Below are 24,184 nucleotides of genomic sequence, written 5' to 3'. Positions count from 1 at the left end.
CGCTCTCGCCTCACGGCGTGATGCGCGCCAGATGCTCGAGGTCGGTTTCCTCGCGCAGCGGGTCGGGGGCCATCACCACCGAAGTGCCATTGTCGGCATCGTCGGCGAAGTGGGCAAGCACGGTGCGGCCGGCCTCCATGCGCGCCTTGCCGTCGGCAACCAGTCCTAATGCCAGCGGATAGAGCCGGTGCTCGGCCTTCAGTACGCGGGCCGCCAAAGTATCGGCGGTGTCGCCGACCATCACCGGCACGGCCGCCTGTGCGATGATCGGACCGTCATCCATCTCGGAGGTGACGAAGTGCACGGTGCAGCCATGGATGCGGATGCCGGCGGCCAGTGCGCGCACATGGGTGTCGAGCCCCTTGAACGCCGGCAGCAGGGCAGGGTGGATGTTGATCATGCGGCCCTGCCATCTCTGGACGAAGCCGGGGGTGAGGATGCGCATATAGCCGGCCAGCGCCACGATCTCGGCGTTGAAGGCCGCGAGCGCCGCGTCTATTGCCGCGTCATGCGCCTGCTTGCTGCCATGGTCGGCACGCGAGACGATCTGCGTGGCGATGCCGCGCGCTCTGGCGATGCCGAGCCCGGCGGCGTCCGCCTTGTCGGAAATGACACCGACGATCTCGGCCGGGAACGCCGGGTCGCTGGCCGCGGCAATCAGCGCGGTCATGTTGGAGCCGCGCCCCGAGATCAGGACGACGGTGCGTTTCCTCTGCGCGTTCATAGGCCGATCGAGCCCCGATAGATGACGCCGGCGTCGCGGCGCGGCACGATGCGGCCGATCGGCGTCACCGTCTCGCCGGCCTCCTGCAGCACGGCGGCGACCTGTGCTGCCTGGCCGGACGCGACCGCCAAGATCATGCCGATGCCGCAATTGAAGGTGCGCATCATCTCTTCCGGCGCCACGCCGCCGGTCTTGGCCAGCCACGAAAACACCGCAGGAACGTCGATCGCCTCGAGATCGAGTTCGGCCGAAAAATCCTTGGGCAGCACGCGCGGGATGTTTTCCGGGAAGCCGCCGCCGGTGATGTGGGCGAGCGCCTTGATACCATGCGTGTTGCGGATCGCCTTGAGAATCGACTTGACGTAGATGCGGGTCGGCTCGAGCAGCGCCTCGGCCAGAGTGGCCTCGTCGTTGAACGGCGCCGGATCGCTCCACGACAGACCGCTGACGGCGACGATGCGGCGCACCAGCGAATATCCGTTCGAGTGCAAGCCAGAGGAAGCCAGGCCCAGCAGCACGTCGCCTTCGACAATATCGTCGGTGGGCAGCAGTTGGCCGCGTTCGGCGGCGCCCACCGCAAAGCCAGCGAGGTCGTAATCATTGCCGTGATACATGCCGGGCATCTCGGCCGTCTCGCCGCCGATCAGCGCGCAGCCGGCCTGGCGGCAGCCCTCGGCAATGCCGCCGACGATTGCGGCGCCCTGATCGGGATCGAGCTTGCCGGTGGCGAAATAGTCGAGGAAGAACAGCGGTTCGGCGCCTTGCACGACGATGTCGTTGACGCACATGGCGACGAGGTCGATGCCAATCGTGTCGTGCTTGCCGGCATCGATGGCGATCTTGAGCTTGGTGCCGACGCCGTCATTGGCCGCCACCAGCACCGGGTCGGTAAAGCCCGCGGCCTTGAGGTCGAACAGGCCGCCGAAACCGCCGATCTCGCCGTCGGCGCCCGGCCGGCGCGTCGCACGCACCAGCGGCTTGATCTTCTCGACCATGAGATTGCCCGCGTCGATATCGACACCGGCCTCGGCATAGGTGAGCCCGTTCTTGCGCTTGTTCACGTCGCGCTTGCTCATTTCTGGTGCCCGTTCAACAATTTTCCTTGTCGCGGGCTCTTCGCATGAACGGTTTCTGTCCGCAAGGATAACGGCCATTTCGGCCCATAAAACCGTGGACAGGGCGCGCGTATAGGCGCTCGTGATTGGCGAAAGCCAAGCTGAAAGCCGCTCTCCCGTGCGGGAGATCGGCAGCTTCTCTCTTGTTGCCACCCGCCATCTTCATCATCTATCTCCGACCAAGAGGAGGTGCCAAGCATTTGACCATCCCCAACCTGATCACCATCCTGCGCCTTATCCTGGTGCCGGCGGTGGTGCTGGCGATGCTGCAGGCGCGCTGGGACTGGGCTTTTGCCGGGTTCCTCGTCGCCGGCATTTCCGACGGCGTCGACGGGTTCATCGCCCGCCGTTTCAACCAGCAGTCCACGCTCGGCGCGTATCTCGACCCGGTGGCCGACAAGCTGCTGCTGGTTTCGGTGTTCGTGGTCATGAGCTTCATCGGGCAATTGCCGCTGTGGCTTGTCGTCATCATGGTGTCGCGCGACGCGCTGATCGTCTGCGCGGTGGTGTTGTCCGCCGTCATGACCCATCCGGTCGAGATGAAACCGTTGTTCGTGTCGAAGGCCAACACCGCGATCCAGATCGTGCTGGCCGCGCTTGTGCTGGGAGAACTTGCCCTTGACGTTCACCTCGACCCGCTGAGGTCAGCCCTCATATTGCTGTCCGGGGTCTTGACCGTGGCTTCGGCCGCAGCCTATCTCGTGACTTGGCTGAGGCACATGAGCGGCTATGGCGAAGGCTCCACTCCGGACATCTGAGACAGAAGCGGCAGCGATCGAGGCCGCGGCCGCCGACATCGCCGCGTCCGCGACCTTTCGCCGGCAGATCTTCTTCTGGCTGGCCGGTGCCGCGCTGCTGGCGCTTTTCCTCTATGTTTTCAGCGCCATCCTGCTGCCCTTCGTCGCCGGCATGGTGCTGGCCTATTTCCTCGATCCCGTTGCCGACCGGCTGCAGCGGCTCGGCCTGTCCCGTTTCATGGCGACGGTGGTCATCCTCATCACCTTCCTCATCGTGCTGGTGCTGGCCTTCGTCATCCTCATTCCGGTTCTGGCCACGCAGATGGCCGATTTCGCCGGCAAATTGCCGGAATATCTGACCCGGCTGCAAAGCCTGATCACCTCGTTCGATCCGAAATGGCTGGAACAGAAGTTCGGCGTCAACGCCAACAGCTTGCGCGACGGGTTGAATTCGCTGCTGACCTCGGGCTTCGGCCTGGTCACCACCGTCTTCACCTCACTGTGGAGTTCCGGCATGGCGCTGGTCTCGGTGGTCAGCCTGTTCGTGGTGACGCCGGTGGTCGCCTTCTACATGCTGCTCGACTGGGACCGCATGGTGGCGGTCATCGACGGTTGGGTGCCGCGCGACAACGTCCAGACCGTGCGCGCCATCGCTCGTGACATCAACACCGCAACAGCCGGCTTCGTGCGCGGCCAGGGCACGCTGTGCCTGGTGCTGGGCGCCATGTATGCCACCGGGCTGACGCTGACCGGACTGAATTTCGGCATCCTCATCGGCCTGTTCGCCGGGCTGATTTCCTTCATCCCCTATGTCGGCTCGCTGACCGGGCTGGTGCTGGCCGTCGGCGTCGCCTTCGTCCAGTTCTGGCCGGACTGGACGATGATCGTCGCGGTCGCGGTCGTGTTCTTCATCGGCCAGTTCATCGAGGGCAACATCCTGCAGCCGCGGCTGGTCGGCAAGAGCGTCGGCCTGCACCCGGTATGGCTGATGTTTTCGCTGTTTGCCTTCGGCGCGCTGTTCGGCTTCGTCGGCTTGTTGATCGCGGTGCCGGCTTCTGCGGCCGTCGCCGTGCTGGTGCGGTTCGCCATTGCCCGCTATCTCGAATCGCCGCTCTACAAGGGCCGCGGCGCGGCACCTGTGCCGCAGCTCCCGGCCGATCGCGGCGGCGGCCACCGCACGCAACCGCGTCGCTGAAGTGACTGCCCAGCCAACCGACCCGCCACGCCAGTTGCCGCTCGATCTCGGCCATGGCACCGGCTATTCGCGCGACGAACTCGTCGTCTCCGGCACCAACAACCAGGCCGTGGCGCTGGTCGACCGCTGGCCGGACTGGCCATCGCCGGTGGTGGTGCTGGCCGGTCCCGCGGGTTCGGGCAAGACGCATCTGGCCTCGATCTGGCGCGCGCGTGCCAATGCGGTGGCGGTCGACGCCAGGCGCATCGGCGACAGCATTGCCAATCTCGGCGCGCGGCCGGCACTGATCGACGATGTCGATACCGGCGCGGTCGATGAACAGGGCCTGTTCCATCTGATCAATACGGTGCGTGGTGCCGGGTCGACGCTGCTCCTGACGGCGCGCCGCTTCCCGTCCGCCTGGCGCGTCACGCTGCCTGATCTCGCCTCACGGCTGAAAGCGGCGGCGACAGTGGAAATTCATGAGCCCGACGATCTCCTGCTCGCCGGGGTCATCACGAAACTGTTCGCCGACCGTCAGATCGAGGTCGAACCGCATGTCGTGCAGTATCTGGTCCGCCGTATCGAGCGCTCGCTGGCGACAGCGATGCGCGTGGTGGAGCGGCTCGACCGGACCGCGCTCGAACGCAAGACGCCGATCACCAGGGCGCTGGCAGCCGAAACCGTCAACGCCATGGATGAAGGGCAGGGCGAATTCGAGATTTAGCTGAGAGGTCAGTCTCAGAGCCACATTACGGCGAAATGACGGACCGCGAGGTAGACGGCAGAGTGGGCGGCGATATAGCCGGCGGCGACCAGCACAAACATTCCGATACTGACACGCCAGGAGCGGGAGACGACGGCGCCTGGGGCCTGCCTCGCCTGTCTGCGGCTTTCACGGTTGTTCCACATCGCCAGCGCGGCGCAGGCAATTGCCCACGTCACCATGAACGGAACGGTGATGCCGGCATAGGCAAAGTAGGCCGGTCCGAAAAGCGACACCCAGGCATCGATTCCAAGCATCTGAACCCCCTGTTGCCGAACCGGCCACGAATCCACGACCGGAGCCGGAGCAAGTGACCATATGGCTGCGCCGGGCATTGGGCTATGAGGGGATGGTCGGAGTGGAGAGATTCGAACTCCCGACCCTCTGGTCCCAAACCAGATGCGCTACCAGGCTGCGCTACACTCCGAACGGTCTGTTGCCTATTCATTTCGGTGGTGCATGGCAAGTGCAAAAACCTGCGAGAGCAAAAACCTTGCCGCCGTGCGCATTGCGCAGTAATGACGGGCGAAGGGTGGCGATGCTGCCTTGCACAAGAACGAGGTGGCCATGTCCGCGCGCATTTTCAGCCCAGCCAAAACCGCGATGCAGTCCGGCAAGGCCAAGACCGGCCACTGGGTGCTGGAATTCGATCCCGAGACGCGCAAGAAGATCGATCCGCTGATGGGCTATACGACGTCGGCAGACATGAGAAGCCAGATCAGGCTTAGCTTCGACACGCGGGAAGAGGCGGTAGCCTACGCCGAAAAGCAAGGGCTCGCTTTCCGCGTCGAAGAGCCGAAAGAGACCAAGCGCCGCCAGATTTCCTATGCGGAGAATTTCCGCTATGACCGCAGGACGCCCTGGACGCATTGAACGGCGGCCAATGCCAGAATATTCAGCCGGCCCAAAGGCCGGCCAGCGGTCCCGTAGCTCAGCTGGATAGAGCACCGGCCTTCTAAGCCGATGGTCACAGGTTCGAATCCTGTCGGGATCGCCAAGCCTTTCGGGTCCGTTCCGGACACATAGGTTACGGTTTATACCGGAGACGTGGGCTTTCAGAGAGCGGCATCGGGCCTCGTGCGCTCAAACCGCCGCGGCCAGAAGCAGCGTTACCCCCAGGACCGTCGACGCATAGATCGTCGCTAGAAGCACGATCGGCCGAGGATACTCGGCGGGTGTCGCGAGGCCGGCAAAGTCGGGATTTCGGGTTTCGGTGCCGGGCCACGGGACGTCGTCGTCGGCGGCGGCGTTGTCATTGCAAGCGCGCACAGAAAAACGCCGGGCTATATCGGCGGCGATCAGAGGATCGTCCGCCACCAATTTCGACCAGTCCGAAACAATGCCGATTTCACGTTTGAACATCGCTCGCCTCCCGTTTGCGCTCTAACAGCGATATCTAAATTATGTTCCACCGATAGTTTGACGAGGCGGACCGCTCTTGGTCACTGCGGCCTTCTGATTGACGAAAATCACGCCTGCTGCCTCCAACCCTCGACGGATGGCAGCCAGCTTGGCCGAACTCGGAATCCTTCGTCCGCTCTCGAAACTGCCAATCGTTCCTTCGCTGAGGCCGCACTTCGCGGCGAGTCGCACCTGCGACCATTTCAGCATCGCTCGTGCGGCTCTGCACTGCTGGGATGTAAGGGGCTGGATCCCTGAAACGGTGGAGCTTCGCTTGTTCACATCCTCAGATCCCTTCGCTTCGGCGGGACATGGCTTTGCACCAGGCGTACCTTGTCCCTATCCACTGTGACCATTGTCCCGAGCGATACCGTGACCTTGTCGCCGTCGATTCGCGTAACGCCGCCGGATAATTCCATCAGCTGGCCCTTGGTCAGCCTGGTCGCCGGATCAATGACCGAATGCGGAAAATTGTAACCGGGGATCGACACGCTGACGCGGTCTTCCGTGACGCGCTTCAGCACCGTCGCCATGACCGCCACTTCGTCGCCGACCTTTATTGCCATGCCACTGATTCTGGGGCGTCATCTGCCGGCGTCAAGGATTAGCTAGATCTGATATAACAAAATCGCGGAATCAGCTTTCTCCATGCAGGGTCGCCCCGACAGCGGCAAATACCGCAAGCCGTCCAACTCTGTTCGGTGATGAGGCGTTGGCGTGGCTCGGGCAGCCGCCCGGCGCCAGCGTATTATTTCGTGACTCCGCCTTTTCGGAACCTTCCTGCGCACGGCGCGTTCGGCCCGCTGTATTCGAGGACCCTCATATAAAAGTGGACAGGCGGGAGGCAAACAAGGGTGGGGAGGAGTGTTGCCATGTCGAAGCGAGAAATAGGCATATCTTCGGCTCTGGATCGGCGTATCGCCGATCTCAAGGCCAAGATGCAGGACGCCCGGATCACGGAATACGAACTGAAGACCTTTCAAAAAGTGGCTTCAGCCATGGGAGGCGACGGAGGTTCCCTGCGCCTCGATGCCGACGACCTGATCGCGGCATCCTTTGTCGTCGATGCGCTGAGTGAGCCAACGCTCAACTGACGACGGGCGGCCTGGTTCGCGCGCCGTTTTGCCTTTGTCCGGCCGGCAATTGGCCCACGCCTTCAAGCTCTGAAACAGGATGGCTGCTTTCCAGCGGCCGTCTTGGGGCACGTTTGCGCAAGCCTCTGTCGCAAGTCACCGACAGGGGCTGGTTGGTGGATTTGATTCCGCCGCCCGACATCGAAATTGGAGGGAAAGTCTTATCAATTTGTTTGGGTTGGTGCGTCATAGTAGCGATGGCTAACGGAGTTGAACGGGATGAAGCTCGATCTGTCGCCGACGAGCTGGGGCAGGGTGATCGCTGTCACGGTAGTCGGTACTGCATTCTTCATTGCCGTGGCGTTCTTCGTCGATTCCTTCAATTTCCCCTATCTTTCGCCCGAGGCCGTGTGGCGGGCGAAGATGACCGACTTGTTGCTGCCTTTGGTGCTGGGCGGCTCGTTTCTGTTTTTCCTGATGTGGAAGATTCGCCAGCTGGCCATCGCGCAGCGCGATCTCAGCGTCATCGCCGCGACAGACAGCCTGACGGCGGTGCTGAACCGTGGCGCCTTCTCTATGCTGGTCGAAGCCTATCTCGAGCAGACCCGAAAGCAGGAGCAGACCCGTTCGGGGGCGCTGCTGATCATCGACGCCGACCACTTCAAGTCGATCAATGACCGCCTGGGCCACGATTGCGGCGACCAGGCGCTCAAACTGATAGCGCAGGCGATCAAAGGGCAACTGCGTGGCGGCGATATCGTCGGCCGCATCGGAGGCGAAGAATTCGGCGTGTTTCTGCCCGGCGTGGACCCCTCGCAATCCTGGGTGGTCGCCGAAAGCATCCGCCGGCGTATCAGGGAGATGGAATTCTCACCCGGCGGCAGGCCTTGTCCGCTTTCCGTCAGCATCGGCGGCACAAGCTTTACCGGTCCGATAACCTATGAGGAAATCTTCTCCGCTGCCGACAAAAGGCTTTACACGGCCAAGTCGAACGGACGCGATCAAGTCAGCTTCGATCCGGCCGGAACGTCTCCGGCGCCTCCGCCCGGGGTTGCCACCGTGCATTGATGGGTGACTCGGGACCGTCGCGCAGCAGTGCTTTGGCTGCCGACATCACGCTAAAGAGATAGTTTTCTCACGCCTGAAGCGCCAGATATCGAAAATCTGTCGACCTATGCGCCTTGCTTCGACCAGGAGCTTTTCGGCGGGGCTCCGCTTTGGAGCGGAATTTGCCCTGGCTCTCACGAGCCGCTCCTCACTAAGAAGGCTGGTCAACCCGAAGGCCTCCTCGCGAATAAGGTCATTTTGCACACACAGTGCGGGCAACAGTTGGTAGATCGCTTTGCTTGACGATGTCGGAAGCGACGGATCGAAGATAACGTGATCGGCGGGCGCATCGAGACTTCGGGCGATCAGATCGCGCGCTGCTTGCTTCGAAATGATGTACCCGGCCGCTCCGATGTGGAACCCATATAGCCTAACAACCGAAAACACCCGACTGACGCAGGTGCGCTTCATCGCGATAACGGTTTTCTTTAGGTAGGTTTCCAGCTTGACGATATCGGCGTTGGCCGGAATCCATCCATCATCGGAAAGCATTGGGCCAGCTGCTTCGGACAACAGGACATCATCCTCGAAGATCGCACCAAAGGCATCCTCACCATCTGCGATGATGGTCCAGCAAACTTTGTGGCTCATAAGGCAAGCCGCTTCCGTGGGAGTTAAACTTGGTGAAGTCGCAGCAAATTCCGGTCGATGCAACGCGTCTACGGCAGGAACCCGGTCGAACGAAACACCAACCTTCGCGAATTCAGCCGTGACATGGGCAAGTCGATCGGGAGACCGATCGAGGTTAATAACCATACATTTCATTGATGCCCCCCACAGGCTATCGGTCGATAATTACTGCCTTGACCTTGAAATAACTTGCTTAACTAAATAGCGAGACTCTGCAAGGGGTAGGCGACGCAGCTTAGGCTGCCAGTGATGTTTTTGAGCAATAGATGGACGACTTAGCACTCACTGAATGCCCCCGTATTGACGCAACCTGCGTAATGGGCGACCGATATCTCGGGCAGCTAAATACCAGCTGAAGGTAGATATCTCTGTTCACAGCGATTTTTCAGCAGCTGCGTTAGCTCTGCTCGGCCACAAGTAAGGCCACCGATCGCCATGTGGGCAGCACGGCAACGGCCAGATTTTCACTATCGGCAAACAGCCGGCCAAGCTAACAAAGCGCAGCGACCATGATCCATTTGTTCAACGGCTTTCAGGATCCCTTCGGCGGCAGTGACCTTGAAGCTCTGGAACTGTACCGGCTGTTGAGTGCCGATTCCGAGGTGCATCTGTGGGCAACCTCCTCCAGCGTGTCCGGCGAGTTGATGCGGAATTTCCCGATTCGCCGCGTCTCGCTGTCGAAGTGGGATGTCCCGAATGGCGGCACCTACGTCTTTCTCGGCTCGCATTGGCGCAACAAGGTGTGGCCTTACCTGATCCCGCGGCCGCGCCGGCTGATCTATGTCTTCAATACCTTTCACCCGAAAATCATCGCGCTGACGACGCGCATGCCCCGCATGCTGAACTGGCCAGACGCCGAACTGGTGCTGATTTCCGATTTTCAGAGACGGTTGCTGCGGGTCGATGGCGTCGTGCATCCATCGCTGATCGATGTCGAACGTTTTTCACCCCGGCGTCTGGGTTCGGATCGTCCGTTCACCGTCGGACGCTTGAGCCGCGACGGGCCGGGCAAACATCATGCCGATGACATACCCCTCTACGAGACATTGCTGGCCGAGGGCACAGCCTTGCGGATTCAGGGCGGGGCAGGGCTCAAGGACAGCCTCATGCCGCATCCGCAACTCGAACTGTTCCCACCCGGCCGATTTTCCGCCGAAGAGTTTCTGCAGACGCTCGACGTGTTTTATTATCGCACCGGTTGGCACGTGGAAACCTTCGGTCGCGTCGTGTTGGAGGCGATGGCCTGCGGTCTGCCTGTGGTCTGCCATTCCCATGGCGGCTATTCCGACCACATAAGGCATGGCGAAAACGGTTTCTTGTTCGAGACGACTGAACAGGCGTTGCGCATCCTTGCCGATCTCAAAGCCGATCCGACATTGCGGGCGACAGTGGGAAAAAGGGCGAGGGAGTCCTTCGAGCAGATCTATTCTTCCCAAGCTGTGCGACAGAGGCTGGATTTCTATTTGCGTTAGCCCGGCGTCTGAAACCGTTTGCCCGGCCGGTTTGGCATCCAGCTCGACATCGCGTTAAAGGGTGAGCACCCGAATGGCCTCCGGGTGGGTGGCAGGCTTCGGCGCGGAAACAGACTGGGCAGGACTTCTATCGATGACATTGATGGGCGCGGCGGCACTGCTGATCCTGATCCTGACTTACGCCGGTGTCGCCATTGGCCGCATCCCCGGTCTGCGCCTCGACCGGGCAGGGATCGCGCTGCTCGGCGGGGCCGCGATGATCGCCATCGGCGCGCTCAGCATGGAGGATGCCTACCGGGCGATCAATTTCGACACCATCACGCTTCTGCTCGGCATGATGATCGTGGTGGCGCATCTGAAAGTGTCAGGCGCCTTTCGCGGCCTTGGCGCCATCGCCATCGAACACGCGCACGCGCCCTTCATGCTTTTGGTGATGGTGACGCTGCTGACCGGCGTACTGTCCGCCTTCCTGGTCAACGACGCCATCTGCCTCGTCATGGCGCCGATCGTCGTCCATGTCACCCGTGTGATCAAGCGCAACCCGATCCCCTATCTGATCGCCACCGCCACCGCGTCGAATTGCGGCAGCGTCGCTACCATCACCGGCAATCCGCAAAACATGGTCATCGGCGCGCTGTCGGGCATTTCCTATCCGGCCTTTTCGGCAGCGCTGGCTCCGGTCGCCCTTTTCGGCCTCGTCGCGGTCGTTGTCATCATCCGCATCGTCTACCGGGCCGAATTCGCCCGAACGGTCCAACTGACGCCCGAGGTCTCGCGTGGCCGCATGCACAAGGGGCAGGTGCTGAAGGCGGTGGTGGTCTGCATCGGGCTGGCAATCGCCTTCTTCGCCGGTGTGCCTGTCGCCAAGGCCGCACTCATCGGCGGCGCCATCCTCTTGCTCACCCGGGCCATCAAGCCGGAACGCATCTACCGCGAGATCGACGGGCCGCTGCTGTTCATGTTCGCCGGTCTGTTCGTGGTCGTCGCCGGCGCCGAAAAGACGCTTCTTTCGCCAGACATGATCGCCTCGGCAAAGAACCTCGGGCTGGACGATGTCTGGCGTCTGTCCGGATTCACCGCGGTGCTTTCCAACATCATGAGCAATGTCCCGGCCGTGCTGGCGCTGCGGCCTTTCATACCCGGCCTGGAAAACCCCGAGCGCGCCTGGCTGGTCGTCGCCATGAGCTCGACACTGGCCGGCAATTTCACGCTGCTGGGTTCGGTCGCCAATCTGATCGTCGCCGAACAGGCACGCGCCGCCGGCACGACGCTGTCGTTCGGCGCTTTTTTCAAGGTCGGCTTGCCGCTGACGCTGATAACGCTGGCCGCCGGCACCGCATGGCTGGCGTTTGGGTTCTAATGCATGTCGCCCAAAAGCGGCCCCGGTTTTGGCGCAACGACATGCATAAAACCAAAGGCTTAAAGCGCGTCGCGTATTAGACTTGGCTGCCTGAAATTCGCGCCCGCACCAGCGTCGCCGCGGCGCGTCCGGCGGCCTCGATGTAATCGGGGTTGCGGTGGATCAGCATGATCGAAAAGCAGCCGTCGATCAAAAGCACGATCTCGCGTGCCAAGGCAGCCGGCTCGCCGACGCCATGGTCCGACAAGGCGCCGGCCAGCCATGTTTCGAAATTCAGCTTGTGCCGCGCGCCGACCTTGACCGCCGGATGTCCGGGCATCGAGGCGAGTTCGGCGGCCGTGCGCAGGAAGCCGCATCCTTTCCATTTCGGGTGACGAGCGGACCTCGCCAGATTGGTGAAGATCGCCTCGGCCTTGCGATCCGCGCCGCCTTCGGCGGCATCGAACCAGCCGGCCATCCGCTTCAGATTGGGTTGGTCGCGGCCATCGAGATAGGCGGCGATGAGGTCGTCCTTGCTCTTGAAATGGTAGTAGAGCGTGCGCTTGGTGAGACCCGCTTCCTCGGCGACGGCATCGACGCTGACGCGACCGATTCCTTCGGCATAGAAGAGCCTGGTCGCGGCATCGACAATGCGTTTGCGTGTAGGACTTTGCGTGTCAGGCATGAGCTTAGGTATACCGACTAGTGAATATACACAAGCGGAAAGGGGCATAGTCTTCCGGTCATCAGCATGATGAAGAAGGAAGAGCCAATGACCGATCTTGTCCTCAAGGAACCCCAGGATGGGATTGCCATCCTCACCCTCAATCGGCCGGAGAAGCTCAACGCCTTGAACTATGCCCTGATCGATCGCCTGCTTGCGATCCTTGACGACATTGAAGTCGATGACAGCGTTCGTGCGGTCATTCTGACCGGTGCAGGGGAGCGGGCGTTTTCGGCCGGCGGCGACATTCATGAGTTCTCGGCCAGCGTGGCGCTCGGCGTGGATGTCGCGATGCGTGATTTCGTCATGCGCGGGCAACGGCTGACGGCGAGGCTGGAAGCGTTTCGCAAACCCGTCATCGCTGCCGTCAACGGCATTGCCTTTGGTGGCGGTTGCGAAATCACCGAGGCGGTGCCGCTCGCCATCGCCAGTGACCGCGCTTTGTTCGCCAAGCCGGAAATCAACCTCGCAATGCCGCCGACCTTCGGTGGAACCCAACGCCTGCCGAGGCTCGCCGGGCGCAAGCGGGCGCTGGAGTTGCTGTTGACCGGTGACTGGTTTGCGCCGCCGCGGGCGCTTGAGTTGGGTCTCGTCAACGAGGTTGTGCCGCATGCCGAATTGATGCCGGCCGCGATCGGCCTGGCCAGGCGTATCCTGCGACACTCCGATCTGGCGATTGCCGGCATCCTCACGGCAGTGGCCCGCGGCCTCAACCAGAGCATCGCCGAAGGTTTGCTGGTCGAGGCCGAGCAGTTCGCCCGCATGGCCCCGACCGCTGATCTGCGCGAAGGGCTGAATGCCTGGATGGCACGCCGCGAGCCGGGCTATGACGGCTCGTGGACGCATATCGCGCGTCCCGACGAGGCCAGGCGAGCCTGAAGCGGGTCGCCTGAAAGGCCAGGCGACCAGGTCTTTGTTTTTATGCATGTCGTTCTCCCAAAACCGAGGTCACTTTTGGGCGACATGCACTCGTTGGCGTTGGATCAGGGCGTCACCACCAAACGGCCTTTCATGTTGGGGTGAAAGCGGCAGAAATAGTCGACCGGTCCCGCGGCCTTCAATGTCAGGCTTGCGGATTTCTTCGGCGGGATCATCACCTCCCAGCCGCCTTTCACGGTGGCCGTGTGGGCGAACACATCCTTGTTCACCCACTCGATCGTGTCGCCGACCTTGGCCTCGACGGTGGCTGGCGAGAACACCAGCCTGTCGATGATGACCTGGATGGTTTCCGCTCGCGCCGGAACGGTACCGACGGCCAGCGTCAACGCAATCCACAGATAGCGTTTCGGCATGCTCCCGGTCCTTACTTGAGCCTGCCGGCGACGTGCTCGGCGTGCTGCTCATGGCCCTGGAAAATCTTCAGGCCGGTTTCCAGCAGGCTCTTCAGGTCGGCATTCTGCGCCGACGGGATCAAAAGGGTTTCGAGCGCGCCGTTGACCTGCTTGTGGTAGGCGACCTCGTTATCGACATAGGCCTTGTCGAAGGCAGCGCCGTCGAGTTTGGCGAGCTTGGCCCGCTCCTCCGCCGCAGCTTTGGTCAGCGCCTGGCTGGTGGCGTTGTCTTCCGGCGTGACCTTGAGCTTCTTCACCAGATCGAGCGCCTGCACGTTCACGGCTTCGTGGTCGCGCACCATGTCGTTGGCGAAATCCACGACCTCCTTGGTCTTCGATTTTTCGATGGCCAGCTTGGCCGCTTCAACGTCGATGACCCCGGCCGTATAGGCGATGTGGGCGATCTGCGGATCGGTTGGCTTGTCGGCGGCTTGTGCGAACGGGGCGGTGCCGAGCAGCAGGGCGGCGAGCGCGGCAGTGTGTCGGATGGACATGGCATCTCCTTCGCCGGACGCTGAAAATCTCGCCGGACTATGTTTTCGGTTGACGGTCATTGGATGCTGGCCAGCGGCAAACGTTCCCGCCAAAATCAATTGAATCCGGTGAGGCTCAGCTTTCCAGCCCGAGCCGCCGCATGACCGCGCTGGTCAGTCGTTCGCAACGCCGGCCGGCGAAGGGGAAGGCATCGAGCAGCACCGGCCCGATCTGATCGTCCAGCGCCTTGCGCACGAGGGCGCGGGCGCGGTGCAGCCTTGTCTTGACGGTTTGCGGCCGCACGCCGAGGAGATCGGCGGTCTCCTCGATGCTCAGCCCCTCGATCACCCGCGCCACGAACACCGTCCGGTAGACGTCGGGAAGGCTGTCTGTGGCCTGTTCGACCAGTTGGAGGATCTGCCTTTGCGCCATCGTCCGTTCCGGATCGTCGCTGGGGTGGAGGGGGAACCGGATGATCTCGGCTTGCGGATTTTCCGGCATTGCCACCGTTCTGCGCCTTTTGCGCAGGCGGCCGAGCGCCTCGTTGATGACGATGCGCGACAGCCATGTGGCGAGCGAGGAGTCGCCGCGAAACGCATCGAGATGGGCGAAAGCCTTGAGGTAGGCCTCCTGGACGATGTCCTCGGCCTCGCTGTCATTGCGCACGACGCCGCGCGCGATCCGGTAGAGCCGCTGATTGTGTGTCTTGATGATGGTGCGGAAGGCATCGCCGTCGCGCGCCAGCGCGCGGTGTACAAGCTGCATCTCGCCTGGCGCAGCGGAAGGCACGGCCGTCAACACAGCAGGCATGGCCACTTTCCTCAACCCAATCTCCGAACCAAGATCTCGATTGGGAGATTGGACGCTGTCGCCGGCAAAAGGTTCCCGAAGATTTTCTGCCGGGCCCGGCGGCCGCTACCCTACAGTGCGAGCGAAGGCTTGTCAGGCAGCCTGCAGGCGCGCCGTGGCCGCCAACAGATCGGTCTGGGTGATCAGCCCGAGAATCCGCTTGTCGTCGTCGACGATGATGACCGCATGGCTGCGGCCGTCGGTGAGCACGGGCAGCAGACCCATGGCGGCGAAGCCGGCGGCGGCTGTTGCCGCGGGCGATATAACGGATCCGACCGTCCCGGAGGCCTGGGTGAGTTCGCGCAATCCCACGGTGCCTGCCAGCCTGGCCTCCGCATTGACGACCGGCAAGGTACGGATGTTGTGGTCAAGCAGCAATTGGCGCGCCGCCTCGGTCGAGGTGTGAGCATCGACCGAGATGACATCGCGCGACATGATGTCCTCGCACAGAAGGGTCTTGTGCGCGCGCACCATCGCCTGCAATTCGACCTGCCGCAGCAGCCGGTCGAGATCGTTGCGATCGATATCGAACGTCTCGTCGAGTGCGCCAAGCGCGGCATCGATGTCTTCGGAGCGGAAGCCGACGCGCAGTTGCGCCGGCGGATCGCCGGTGCCGTGGCTGTTCGCCGGCGCTGCAACCGGCACATGCGGATAATTGCGCCGGGCCAGCCTGTGGAAGCCGTAGCCGAGCGCCACCAGCAGGATCGAGTTCAGCGCCACCGGCACGAATGGAAACAGGAAGCCGGCGCTGATGACGGCAGGCCCTCCCAGCACCGCAGTCAGCGCGGCCGCTCCGCCCGGCGGATGCAGGCAGCGCGTGAACGACATGGCGGCAATGGCCAGTGCCACCGCGATGCCGCTGGCAAGGGCGGTTTCGTGGATGAAATGCGCGACGATCACGCCGACCAGCGCCGATATCGTGTTGCCGCCGATGATCGACCATGGCTGTGCCAGCGGACTGGCGGGCACGGCGAACAGCAGCACCGCCGACGCCCCCATCGGCGCCACCAGCAGCGGCACATGCGGGCCGTTGCCGAGTACAAGGCTGGCGATCACACCAGTGAGCGCAATGCCGATCGTCGCGCCGATACAGGCGACGAGACGCTCGCGCAGCGTCGCGCCGGCAAGAATGGGAACAAAAAGGCGGAAAGCCATGGGGTTGAAAACTCTGCCGGTATTCCAGGGGAAGTCGAAAATGTGCTGATCGCACCGCAATGACGCGGCATCGTTGAATTTGAAAGCCAAACTGATCCGGCAAACCGCAATTTTAGGGAATAGAATTCCGCTACGCAGCCGCCGCGGCGGTCAGGCCGCGCGAGATGTCGGCCTTCAGGTCGTCGACGTCCTCGAGGCCGATCTGCAGGCGGATCAACGGACCCTCATAGGGCGCTTTTGCAACGACGCGGTCGCCGAGCCAGACCGGTACGGCAAGGCTCTCATAGCCGCCCCAGGAATAGCCGAGGCCGAAGATCCGCAGCGCGTCGAGAAAGGCGTGCTGCTGCTTCTGGCCGCCACCGGCAAGAACGATGGAAAAGATGCCGCTGGAGCCGGAGAAATCTCGCTTCCACAGAGCGTGGTCCGGATGGCTGGGCAGGGCCGGGTGGAGCACGCGCGCCACGCCCTTCTGGCCCTCGAGCCAGGAGGCGATGGCAAGCGTACTGCGCTGATGGTGTTCGAGGCGCACGCCCATGCTGCGCAGGCCACGCAGCACCTGGTAGACGTCGTCGGGCCCGGCGCAACAGCCAAGCGTGCAGAAGCTCTCGTAAAGATGCGTCCAGCAGCTCTCATTGGCCGACACCGTGCCGAGCAGCACGTCGGAATGGCCGGCTGGGTATTTGGTCGCCGCATGGATCGAGATGTCGACGCCGTGGTCGAGCGGACGGAAATAGAGTGGCGTCGCCCACGTATTGTCCATCATGACGATGGCGCCCGCGGCGTGCGCCGCCTTGGCGATAGCCGGGATGTCCTGCACCTCGAACGTGTTGGAGGCCGGCGATTCCGTGAACACCACCTTGGTGTTGGGCTTGATCAACGCCGCGATGCCGGCGCCGACATCGGGGGCGTAATACTCGACCTCGACGCCCAGCCGCTTCAGCATCGTGTCGGCGAAATTGCGGGTCGGATGATAGACGGTATCGACGATCAGCAGATGGTCGCCGGCCGAGACGAAGGCGAGCAGCGGCACCGTCACCGCCGCAAGGCCCGACGGCACTACGATCGTGCCTGCCGAGCCTTCCAGCGCGTCTATGGCATGGGCAAGCGCATCAGTCGTCGGTGTGCCGCGCGTGCCGTAAGTGTATTTCTGGGTGCGTGCCGCCATCGAAGCCGCGTCGCGAAACAGCACGGTCGAAGCATGCACCACCGGCGGATTGACGAAGCCGAAATAGTCATGCGGATTGTTGCCCGAATGGGCAAGCCGCGTGTTGATGCCCATCCCGCCGTGCTCGCTGCCGTCTTTCGCCATTCTGCGTCGCCTTGTTTGACAAGCCGCTAGCCATAGTGCGGCGCTATGGACCGTGCAACAGCCACCGCCCGCCAGGAGGCGGACTTCGATATGCCAGTTCGTCACGGCAAAAACAGCGATGCTGGGACAGGGTATCAAACGAAAAACCCGCCTGTGCGGCGGGTTATCGGCGCAAATCAGCACCATGGACGAATATGTACCATAGCTGAGTGCAGGGAGTCAAGAAAAAATTCCTATCGCGAAAGGCGCGGCCTTTATTGACCAGCGTTCGGAGCCCTTATCTCAGCCGATCGGCCTATTGTGGGCGGCTGTGGATGGTATATGATCGTCGGCTAATGTTAATCGCCGGATTGCTTCGATCAGATGCTGCCGGATGGTTGCTGCCGGTTGACCTCTGGTCCTCCACGATCCGGATCGCGCTCACGAAGCGTGAGCGCGGCCAGGGAGGAATGCCATGCCGGACGTCAAATGGGCCATGAAGGCGAGCGAATTCATCAACTGCAACTGCGCCTATGGCTGCCCGTGCCAGTTCAACGCCATGCCGACATACGGATTCTGCCAGGCGGTCGCCGGCATGGAAATCGAGAGCGGCCATCACGGCGACACCAAGCTCGACGGGTTGCGGTTCGTCGGGATTTTCAGCTGGCCCGGCGCCATACACCAGGGCGGGGGCGAAGCCGCGGTGGTCATCGACGAGAGGGCGACGGAAGCCCAACGTGGCGCGCTGCTTCGCATATTGGGCGGTCTGGACACCGAGCCAGGTGCAACGATATTTCAGGTCTTTTCGACCACGCTGGAGAAATTCCACGATCCGATCTTCGCGCCGATCGAATTCAAGATCGACGTCGACGCGCGAACCAGTCAGCTGCATGTCGAGGGTATAACCGACGGTCGCGGCGAGCCGATCCGGAATCCGGTCACCGGCGCCGCGCACCAGGCGCGCATCGACTTGCCGCACGGCTTCGAATACGCGATCGCCGAGGTCGGGCGCGGCTGGACCAAGGCGACGGGCCCGATCAAGTTCGAACTGGCCGATACGCACAGCCATTTCGCCAATCTGCATCTTACGCAGAGCGGCATCGTGCATTGACCTGATCCAATGGGCGATACGGCCCTCGAGGCGGTGCTGAGGCGCGATCGCGCGGTCGTGATGGCCGCGCTCGTGGTGATTGCCGTGCTCGCCTGGGCCTATGTGCTGTGGCTCGCCGCCACCATGGTCATGCCCGGCTCCCCCTTGCCGGATAGCGGACGCGGCGACATGGCCGGCATGGATATGGCCGGCATGGATATGGGCGCCGCCATGGCGCCCGGCTTCCGGCCCTGGGCATTAGGCGATTTCGCCTTCACCTTCACGATGTGGGCGGTGATGATGGTCGGCATGATGACGCCGTCGGTCGCGCCGATGTTGCTGCTCTATGCCGGTGTCGGCCGCAAGGCGCGGGCGGATGGCCGGCCCATCGCTTCGACGGGATGGTTTTTTGCCGGCTATCTCGCCGTCTGGGTCGTCTTCAGCCTCCTGGCGACCGGTGCGCAATGGCTTCTCGCCCGTCTTGCCTTGCTCGATCCCTCGATGGCAACCGGCAGCGCGATCCTCGGCGGCCTCGTTCTGATCGCCGCCGGTCTCTATCAATGGACGCCGATGAAGGGCGTCTGCCTGCGCCAATGTCAGGCGCCGATCGCGTTCCTGGCCGGCCGTGGCGGATTCCGCTCCGCTCCGCTCGGCGCGCTTCGGCTGGGCATCGATCACGGCGCCTATTGCCTGGGGTGCTGCTGGGCGCTGATGGCTCTGTTGTTCGTCGGTGGCGTCATGAACGTGCTGTGGATCGCCGGCATCGCCATCCTTGTTCTGCTGGAGAAGACGGTGCCGACCGGGCAGCTGATTCCGCGCGTTTCAGGCGCGTTGATGGCCGCCATCGGGATCTGGATCGTCTTTCAAGCCCTTTGAGAACAGTCTGCGTCGGCGGTCTGTATTGGTATGCAGCCGTCAGTAAATTGTCAGATGACAATCTTGGGACCTGGTAGTTCGTCGCACGCGGAGGTCAACAACGACGAGCTATTGCCCGGGATGGATTTCGCTGCCGCGGCCCGTATTGGCCCCGCGTTGGCGTTGCATGAGATTTGCCGCCTTTATTAGCCTGCTGGCTAAATCGCGGGCGTGTTTGTCTGTAAATCGGGCATTTGCGGCAATCGGTTTTCAAACTCTTTGGGTTTCGGTCATTTCCCTTGACCTCACAGGAATTATCGCCTTCGATGACATTTGTGAATGGGAGGCGGCGCGTCGGTTACGATGCGGGGTTTCGGGAATGGGCCGGGATGAAGCCGCGTTCACACGGGAGAAAAAAATCAGGATTTACTCCTGAAAACAGAGAAAAGGGTCTGTGGGTCATGAAACACATTGCTATCGGCATTCTAGGCGCCGCCACGCTTGGATTGATGGCGTCCGCCGCGTCGGCGGCCACGCTCGACACCGTCAAGGCGAAGGGCTTCATCCAGTGCGGTGTCTCCACCGGCCTTGCCGGCTTTTCGGCGCCGGACGACAAGGGTGACTGGCAAGGCATCGATGCGGATTTCTGCCGCGCTGTCGCGGCCGCCGTCTTTGGTGACGGCTCCAAGGTCAAGTTCACGCCGCTCAGCGCCAAGGAGCGGTTCACCGCGCTGCAGTCGGGCGAGATCGACATCCTGTCGCGCAACACCACCTGGACCATCAACCGCGATACGGCGCTTGGCCTGAACTTCATCGGCGTCACCTACTATGACGGCCAGGGTTTCATGATCAACGCCAAGAAGCTGCCGGGCGTCAATTCGGCCCTGCAGCTTTCGGGCGCGGCCGTCTGCGTGCAGAGCGGCACCACCACCGAGCTGAACCTCGCCGACTACTTCAAGGCCAACAAGATGGAGTACAATCCCGTCGTCTTCGAGAAGCTGGAAGAGGTCAACGCCGCCTATGATGCCGGCCGCTGCGACGTCTACACCACCGATCAGTCGGGCCTCTACGGCATCCGCCTGACGCTGGGAGCGCCGGCCGACCACGTCGTGCTGCCCGAGATCATCTCCAAGGAGCCGCTCGGACCGGCCGTTCGCCAGGGCGACGACCAGTGGTACCACATCGTCAAGTGGACCTATTTCGCGCTGCTGCAGGCTGAAGAGCTCGGCATCACCAAGGCCAATGTCGATGAGATGAAGAACTCTGCCAGCCCCGAGATCAAGCGCGTGCTCGGCCAGGAAGCCGATACCAAGATCGGTACCGATCTCGGCGTCTCCAATGACTGGGTGGTCAACATCGTCAAGGCCGTCGGCAATTATGGCGAAATGTTCGAGCGCAATGTCGGCTCGGGCAGCCCGCTGAAGATCGCGCGCGGCATCAACGCGCTGTGGACCAAGGGCGGCCTGCAATACGCGCCGCCGATCCGCTGATCGAAATGTGATCCGGGAGGCAGATCATCTGCCTCCCGGTTTCTCTTTCCAGGGACGGTCGAATGGCATCGCAGGAAGTACTTCGCGAGGAGCCCAGCCGCGGTTCCTTCATCAACGATCCGAAAATCCGGGGCATATTCTTCCAGGTGCTGGTCGTCGTGCTGCTGGTGGCGGGCGTCTGGTGGATTGCCCACAACGTCATCGACAACCTGACGCGGCTGCGCATCGCTTCAGGCTTCGGCTTCCTCAAGGGCCGCGCCGGCTTCGACATCAGCGAGAGCGCGATCGCGTATTCGTCGGATTCGACCTATGGCCGCGCGATTCTGGTCGGCCTCATCAATACCTTGATCGTCGCCATCGTCGGCATCATCACCGCGACAATCATCGGCTTCGTCATCGGCATCGGCCGGCTCTCGCAGAACTGGCTGATCAGGAAGATCTGCACGGTCTATGTCGAGGTTTTCCGCAACATCCCGCCGCTGCTGGTCATCTTCTTCTGGTATTCCGGCGTGCTCGCCGTGCTGCCGGCGCCGCGCGACAGCATCGGTTTGCCGTTCGGCTCCTTCCTCAACCAGCGCGGTTTCTATTTCCCACGCGCCGTATGGGGCGACGGCTCATGGCTGATCTTCGTCGCCCTGCTCGTCGGCATCGCCATGGCGTGGTTCGTCGCGCGCAAGGCGCGGCAACGGCAGATGGCGACCGGCCAGCAATTTCCAGTGTTTTGGACGTCCACCGCGCTGATCGTCGGGCTTCCGCTGCTCGCCTATGCGCTGAGCGGCTTTCCCCTGAGCTTCGACTATCCGAAGCAGTCGACTTTCAACCTGACCGGCGGCTTCCAGGTCCGGCCGGAGTTCCTGTCGCTTTATCTGGCGCTGTCCTGCTATACCGCCGCCTTCATCGCCGAGATCGTGCGCGCCGGCATCAGGGGTGTCAGCGCGGGCCAGACGGAAGCTGCCGGTGCGTTGGGCTTGCGGTCCGGATCGATCCTGCGGCTGGTCGTCGTGCCGCAGGCTATGCGCATCGTCATTCCGCCGCTGACCAGCCAGTATCTCAACCTGACCAAGAACTCGTCGCTGGCTATCGCCATCGGCTATCCGGACCTGACGGCGACCGCCGGGACGGTGCTGAACCAGACCGGGCAGGCCGTCGAGGGCGTGGTGATCATGATGGTGATCTATCTCGCCATCAGTCTCCTGACCTCGCTGGTGATGAATTGGTTCAACGCCAAGATGGCGCTGGTGGAGAGGTGAGGTAGGGACATGCAAGAACATGATATGTCCTGGGTGCGCACCGAAATGGTGCTGGCGCAGCCGGCGCCCGCCAGCGTCACCGGCCTCGGCGCGTGGGTGCGCAAGAACCTGATCGCTTCTGCCGGCGACACCATCTTGACAATCGTCGGCATCGCCCTTGTGGCGATGATCCTGCCGCAAATCATCAATTGGGCGTTCATCAACGCCGTGTGGACGGGACCGGACCGGACCGTATGCGCCACGGTGGCGCAGGGCGGCATCCAGCCGGACGGCTGGACTGGCGCCTGCTGGGCTTTCGTCAACGCCAAATTCGGCCAGTTCATGCTCGGGCGCTATCCCATCGAGGAGCGCTGGCGGCCGATCCTGGTCGCCATCCTGTTCGTGGCGCTGCTGGTGCCGATGCTGATCCCGAAGGTGCCGCGCAAAGGGCTGAATGCGGTGCTGCTGTTCTTCGTGCTGCCGATCGTCGCCTTCGTCCTGCTGGTCGGCGGCATGTTCGGCCTGCCGCATGTCGAGACCTCGCTTTGGGGTGGGCTCTTGGTGACGCTCAGCCTGTCCTTCGTCGGCATTGCCGTGTCGCTGCCGCTCGGCATCGTGCTGGCGCTCGGCCGCCGTTCCAAGATGCCGATCATCAAGACGCTATGCGTCGTCTTCATCGAGACGGTGCGCGGCATCCCGCTGATCACCGTGCTGTTCTTCGCCAGCGTCATGCTGCCGCTGTTCCTGCCGGAGGGTGTCTCGTTCGACAAGTTCCTGCGCGCTTTGATCGGCGTGTCGCTGTTTGCCGCGGCCTATATGGCCGAAGTGGTGCGCGGCGGCCTGCAGGCGATCCCCAAGGGCCAGTATGAAGGTGCCGATTCGCTCGGTCTCGGCTATTGGCAGAAAATGTATTTCATCGTCATGCCGCAGGCGCTGAAACTGGTCATTCCGGGCATCGTCAACACCTTCATCGGCATGTTCAAGGACACCAGCCTGGTCATCATCATCTCGATGTTCGACCTGCTCGGCATCGTCAAACAGAATTTCTCCGATGCAAACTGGGCAACCGCGCAGACGGCGAGGTCAGGCCTGATCTTCGCCGCCTTCGTCTTCTGGCTGTTCTGCTTCGGCATGTCGCGCTATTCAATGTACACCGAACGCCGGCTCGACACCGGCCACAAACGCTGAATGCATGTCGCCCAAAAGTGTATAGCGGTTTTGGGATAACGACATGCATCACTACCAACGACAAAAGAACAAGGGGATCCCTGTCATGGCCACCGAAAATGCCGTCAGCGCCGAAGAGATCAAGGTCAACGCCGCCAAGATGCAGATTTCGACGACCGATGTCGCCATCGACATCATCGCCATGCACAAATGGTACGGCGAGTTCCATGTGCTGAAGGACATCAACCTGAAAGTGATGCGCGGCGAGCGTATCGTCATCTGCGGCCCCTCCGGCTCCGGCAAATCGACCATGATCCGGTGCATCAACCGCCTGGAGGAGCACCAGAAGGGCAAGATCATCGTCGACGGCAAGGAACTGACCAACGATCTCAAGAAGATCGACGAGGTGCGCCGCGAGGTCGGCATGGTGTTCCAGCACTTCAACCTGTTCCCGCATCTGACCATCCTGGAGAACTGCACGCTGGCGCCGATCTGGGTGCGCAAGACGCCGAAGAAGCAGGCCGAGGAAATCGCCATGCATTTCCTCAAGCGCGTCAAGATCCCGGAACAGGCCCACAAATATCCCGGCCAGCTTTCCGGCGGCCAGCAGCAGCGCGTGGCGATCGCCCGCTCGCTGTGCATGAACCCGCGCATCATGCTGTTCGATGAGCCGACCTCGGCGCTCGATCCGGAGATGATCAAGGAAGTGCTGGAGACCATGGTTGGCCTTGCCGAGGAAGGCATGACCATGCTGTGCGTCACCCACGAGATGGGCTTCGCCCGCAAGGTCGCCAACCGTGTGATCTTCATGGACCAGGGCCAGATCGTCGAGCAGAACACGCCGGCCGAGTTCTTCGACCACCCGCGCCACGAGCGCACGAAGCTGTTCCTGTCGCAGATCCTGCACTAGGCCTCGACGGCCACGAAGAGCCCGGCTGAAACACTGCCGGGCTCTTTTGCGTATGGGATAACAGGCGGGCGTTCGTGTCGCGCC

General features: G+C 62.3%; 28 protein-coding genes and 2 tRNA genes. 16 read left to right on the top strand and 14 right to left on the bottom strand.

Annotated features, from left to right (window positions below; all coding sequences use genetic code 11):
• Positions 1-10: 10 nt before the first annotated feature.
• Together purN and purM are read right to left on the bottom strand one after the other, a co-directional pair.
• Positions 11-724 (bottom strand): phosphoribosylglycinamide formyltransferase, encoded by a 714-nt coding sequence (purN, locus tag NKJ67_RS32325; protein ID WP_292336737.1) that lies wholly within the window; start codon positions 722-724, stop codon positions 11-13.
• A complete protein-coding gene (gene purM, locus NKJ67_RS32320; protein WP_027037916.1) occupies positions 721-1,800 on the bottom strand; it encodes a phosphoribosylformylglycinamidine cyclo-ligase in 1,080 nt (359 codons plus the stop codon). The genes purN and purM overlap by 4 nt, the downstream gene beginning before the upstream one ends.
• A gap of 239 nt (positions 1,801-2,039) precedes the next feature.
• Between purM and NKJ67_RS32315 the strand changes: the two genes are divergently transcribed.
• Genes NKJ67_RS32315 through hdaA form a run of 3 tightly spaced genes read left to right on the top strand, consistent with a single transcriptional unit; the run spans position 2,040 to position 4,477 of the window.
• Complete coding sequence (locus tag NKJ67_RS32315; RefSeq protein WP_127331266.1) at positions 2,040-2,597, top strand: CDP-alcohol phosphatidyltransferase family protein; 558 nt, start codon at positions 2,040-2,042, stop codon at positions 2,595-2,597.
• The gene (locus NKJ67_RS32310; RefSeq protein ID WP_127270784.1) at positions 2,569-3,771 is read left to right on the top strand and encodes an AI-2E family transporter; all 1,203 of its coding nucleotides are present in this window, start codon (positions 2,569-2,571) and stop codon (positions 3,769-3,771) included. Before NKJ67_RS32315 ends, NKJ67_RS32310 begins: the two co-directional genes overlap by 29 nt.
• A gap of 1 nt (position 3,772) precedes the next feature.
• On the top strand, positions 3,773-4,477 hold the full coding sequence (gene hdaA / locus NKJ67_RS32305; protein WP_127810827.1) for a DnaA regulatory inactivator HdaA: 705 nt from the start codon (positions 3,773-3,775) through the stop codon (positions 4,475-4,477).
• A 14-nt stretch (positions 4,478-4,491) separates the two neighbouring features.
• On the opposite strand, the gene NKJ67_RS32300 is transcribed toward hdaA, so the two are convergent.
• Together NKJ67_RS32300 and NKJ67_RS32295 are read right to left on the bottom strand one after the other, a co-directional pair.
• Positions 4,492-4,773 carry a hypothetical protein gene (locus tag NKJ67_RS32300; RefSeq protein ID WP_292567475.1) on the bottom strand — a complete coding sequence of 94 codons (282 nt, stop codon included), beginning with the start codon at positions 4,771-4,773 and terminating at the stop codon, positions 4,492-4,494.
• 93 nt (positions 4,774-4,866) lie between these two features.
• Positions 4,867-4,943, bottom strand: a tRNA-Pro gene (locus tag NKJ67_RS32295).
• Positions 4,944-5,083: 140 nt separating this feature from the next.
• Here NKJ67_RS32295 and NKJ67_RS32290 point away from each other — a divergent pair.
• Entirely contained in the window at positions 5,084-5,389 is a 306-nt protein-coding gene (locus NKJ67_RS32290; RefSeq protein ID WP_023812590.1) for an ETC complex I subunit, read from the top strand.
• A 47-nt stretch (positions 5,390-5,436) separates the two neighbouring features.
• Positions 5,437-5,513 (top strand) — tRNA-Arg (locus tag NKJ67_RS32285).
• An 86-nt stretch (positions 5,514-5,599) separates the two neighbouring features.
• Here the strand turns inward: NKJ67_RS32285 and NKJ67_RS32280 are convergent.
• The 3 genes from NKJ67_RS32280 to NKJ67_RS32270 are packed head-to-tail and all read right to left on the bottom strand — an operon-like array spanning position 5,600 to position 6,483.
• Positions 5,600-5,878 (bottom strand): hypothetical protein, encoded by a 279-nt coding sequence (locus NKJ67_RS32280; protein WP_127270075.1) that lies wholly within the window; start codon positions 5,876-5,878, stop codon positions 5,600-5,602.
• A 39-nt stretch (positions 5,879-5,917) separates the two neighbouring features.
• Entirely contained in the window at positions 5,918-6,199 is a 282-nt protein-coding gene (locus NKJ67_RS32275; RefSeq protein ID WP_127270073.1) for a helix-turn-helix domain-containing protein, read from the bottom strand.
• Positions 6,196-6,483 (bottom strand): hypothetical protein, encoded by a 288-nt coding sequence (locus NKJ67_RS32270; RefSeq protein WP_164749088.1) that lies wholly within the window; start codon positions 6,481-6,483, stop codon positions 6,196-6,198. The genes NKJ67_RS32275 and NKJ67_RS32270 overlap by 4 nt, the downstream gene beginning before the upstream one ends.
• Positions 6,484-6,789: 306 nt before the next feature.
• Here NKJ67_RS32270 and NKJ67_RS32265 point away from each other — a divergent pair, with 306 nt between their 5' ends.
• Together NKJ67_RS32265 and NKJ67_RS32260 are read left to right on the top strand one after the other, a co-directional pair.
• Positions 6,790-7,011 carry a hypothetical protein gene (locus NKJ67_RS32265; protein ID WP_352585374.1) on the top strand — a complete coding sequence of 74 codons (222 nt, stop codon included), beginning with the start codon at positions 6,790-6,792 and terminating at the stop codon, positions 7,009-7,011.
• A 258-nt stretch (positions 7,012-7,269) separates the two neighbouring features.
• Positions 7,270-8,058 (top strand): GGDEF domain-containing protein, encoded by a 789-nt coding sequence (locus NKJ67_RS32260; RefSeq protein WP_127381232.1) that lies wholly within the window; start codon positions 7,270-7,272, stop codon positions 8,056-8,058.
• A gap of 45 nt (positions 8,059-8,103) precedes the next feature.
• Here the strand turns inward: NKJ67_RS32260 and NKJ67_RS32255 are convergent, their stop codons facing one another.
• The gene (locus NKJ67_RS32255; protein ID WP_352585371.1) at positions 8,104-8,862 is read right to left on the bottom strand and encodes a glycosyltransferase family 25 protein; all 759 of its coding nucleotides are present in this window, start codon (positions 8,860-8,862) and stop codon (positions 8,104-8,106) included.
• A 374-nt stretch (positions 8,863-9,236) separates the two neighbouring features.
• Between NKJ67_RS32255 and NKJ67_RS32250 the strand changes: the two genes are divergently transcribed.
• Positions 9,237-10,199 carry a glycosyltransferase family 4 protein gene (locus NKJ67_RS32250; RefSeq protein WP_352585369.1) on the top strand — a complete coding sequence of 321 codons (963 nt, stop codon included), beginning with the start codon at positions 9,237-9,239 and terminating at the stop codon, positions 10,197-10,199.
• 133 nt (positions 10,200-10,332) lie between these two features.
• Positions 10,333-11,559 carry an anion transporter gene (locus tag NKJ67_RS32245; RefSeq protein ID WP_127319253.1) on the top strand — a complete coding sequence of 409 codons (1,227 nt, stop codon included), beginning with the start codon at positions 10,333-10,335 and terminating at the stop codon, positions 11,557-11,559.
• A 76-nt stretch (positions 11,560-11,635) separates the two neighbouring features.
• On the opposite strand, the gene NKJ67_RS32240 is transcribed toward NKJ67_RS32245, so the two are convergent.
• Positions 11,636-12,223 carry a TetR/AcrR family transcriptional regulator gene (locus NKJ67_RS32240; RefSeq protein WP_352585367.1) on the bottom strand — a complete coding sequence of 196 codons (588 nt, stop codon included), beginning with the start codon at positions 12,221-12,223 and terminating at the stop codon, positions 11,636-11,638.
• Between the two features lie 87 nt (positions 12,224-12,310).
• On the opposite strand from NKJ67_RS32240, the gene NKJ67_RS32235 reads away from it, so the two are divergent.
• Positions 12,311-13,141 (top strand): crotonase/enoyl-CoA hydratase family protein, encoded by an 831-nt coding sequence (locus NKJ67_RS32235; protein WP_127331248.1) that lies wholly within the window; start codon positions 12,311-12,313, stop codon positions 13,139-13,141.
• Between the two features lie 104 nt (positions 13,142-13,245).
• On the opposite strand, the gene NKJ67_RS32230 is transcribed toward NKJ67_RS32235, so the two are convergent.
• From NKJ67_RS32230 to NKJ67_RS32210, 5 genes are all read right to left on the bottom strand, one after another.
• Entirely contained in the window at positions 13,246-13,554 is a 309-nt protein-coding gene (locus NKJ67_RS32230; protein WP_256745605.1) for a cupredoxin domain-containing protein, read from the bottom strand.
• Positions 13,555-13,565: 11 nt separating this feature from the next.
• Positions 13,566-14,087: a DUF4142 domain-containing protein gene (locus NKJ67_RS32225; protein ID WP_352585364.1), complete on the bottom strand. Its 522-nt coding sequence runs from the start codon at positions 14,085-14,087 to the stop codon at positions 13,566-13,568.
• Positions 14,088-14,202: 115 nt separating this feature from the next.
• Entirely contained in the window at positions 14,203-14,877 is a 675-nt protein-coding gene (locus NKJ67_RS32220; protein ID WP_127269120.1) for an RNA polymerase sigma factor, read from the bottom strand.
• 132 nt (positions 14,878-15,009) lie between these two features.
• Entirely contained in the window at positions 15,010-16,071 is a 1,062-nt protein-coding gene (locus NKJ67_RS32215; protein WP_027037856.1) for an HPP family protein, read from the bottom strand.
• 130 nt (positions 16,072-16,201) lie between these two features.
• Positions 16,202-17,380, bottom strand: coding sequence for a cystathionine beta-lyase (locus tag NKJ67_RS32210; RefSeq protein WP_127269118.1), 1,179 nt, complete (start codon positions 17,378-17,380; stop codon positions 16,202-16,204).
• A gap of 454 nt (positions 17,381-17,834) precedes the next feature.
• On the opposite strand from NKJ67_RS32210, the gene NKJ67_RS32205 reads away from it, so the two are divergent.
• The 6 genes from NKJ67_RS32205 (at position 17,835) to NKJ67_RS32180 (ending at position 24,100) form a co-directional block, all read left to right on the top strand.
• Positions 17,835-18,470, top strand: coding sequence for a DUF1326 domain-containing protein (locus tag NKJ67_RS32205; RefSeq protein WP_023814117.1), 636 nt, complete (start codon positions 17,835-17,837; stop codon positions 18,468-18,470).
• A gap of 9 nt (positions 18,471-18,479) precedes the next feature.
• Complete coding sequence (locus NKJ67_RS32200; RefSeq protein ID WP_352585361.1) at positions 18,480-19,325, top strand: DUF2182 domain-containing protein; 846 nt, start codon at positions 18,480-18,482, stop codon at positions 19,323-19,325.
• 440 nt (positions 19,326-19,765) lie between these two features.
• Complete coding sequence (locus tag NKJ67_RS32195) at positions 19,766-20,794, top strand: amino acid ABC transporter substrate-binding protein (RefSeq protein ID WP_023814120.1); 1,029 nt, start codon at positions 19,766-19,768, stop codon at positions 20,792-20,794.
• A gap of 62 nt (positions 20,795-20,856) precedes the next feature.
• Positions 20,857-22,044 carry an amino acid ABC transporter permease gene (locus NKJ67_RS32190; protein WP_127268987.1) on the top strand — a complete coding sequence of 396 codons (1,188 nt, stop codon included), beginning with the start codon at positions 20,857-20,859 and terminating at the stop codon, positions 22,042-22,044.
• A 9-nt stretch (positions 22,045-22,053) separates the two neighbouring features.
• Positions 22,054-23,211, top strand: coding sequence for an amino acid ABC transporter permease (locus NKJ67_RS32185; protein WP_127321837.1), 1,158 nt, complete (start codon positions 22,054-22,056; stop codon positions 23,209-23,211).
• A 139-nt stretch (positions 23,212-23,350) separates the two neighbouring features.
• A complete protein-coding gene (locus NKJ67_RS32180; protein WP_031260969.1) occupies positions 23,351-24,100 on the top strand; it encodes an amino acid ABC transporter ATP-binding protein in 750 nt (249 codons plus the stop codon).
• The last annotated feature ends 84 nt before the right edge of the window (positions 24,101-24,184 follow it).

This window comes from Mesorhizobium sp. M0088, from assembly GCF_040322895.1.
Classification (GTDB): Bacteria; Pseudomonadota; Alphaproteobacteria; order Rhizobiales; family Rhizobiaceae; genus Mesorhizobium.
The sequence above is the reverse complement of the archived record's forward strand: the minus strand, read 5'-3'. Positions and strand labels throughout refer to the sequence as shown.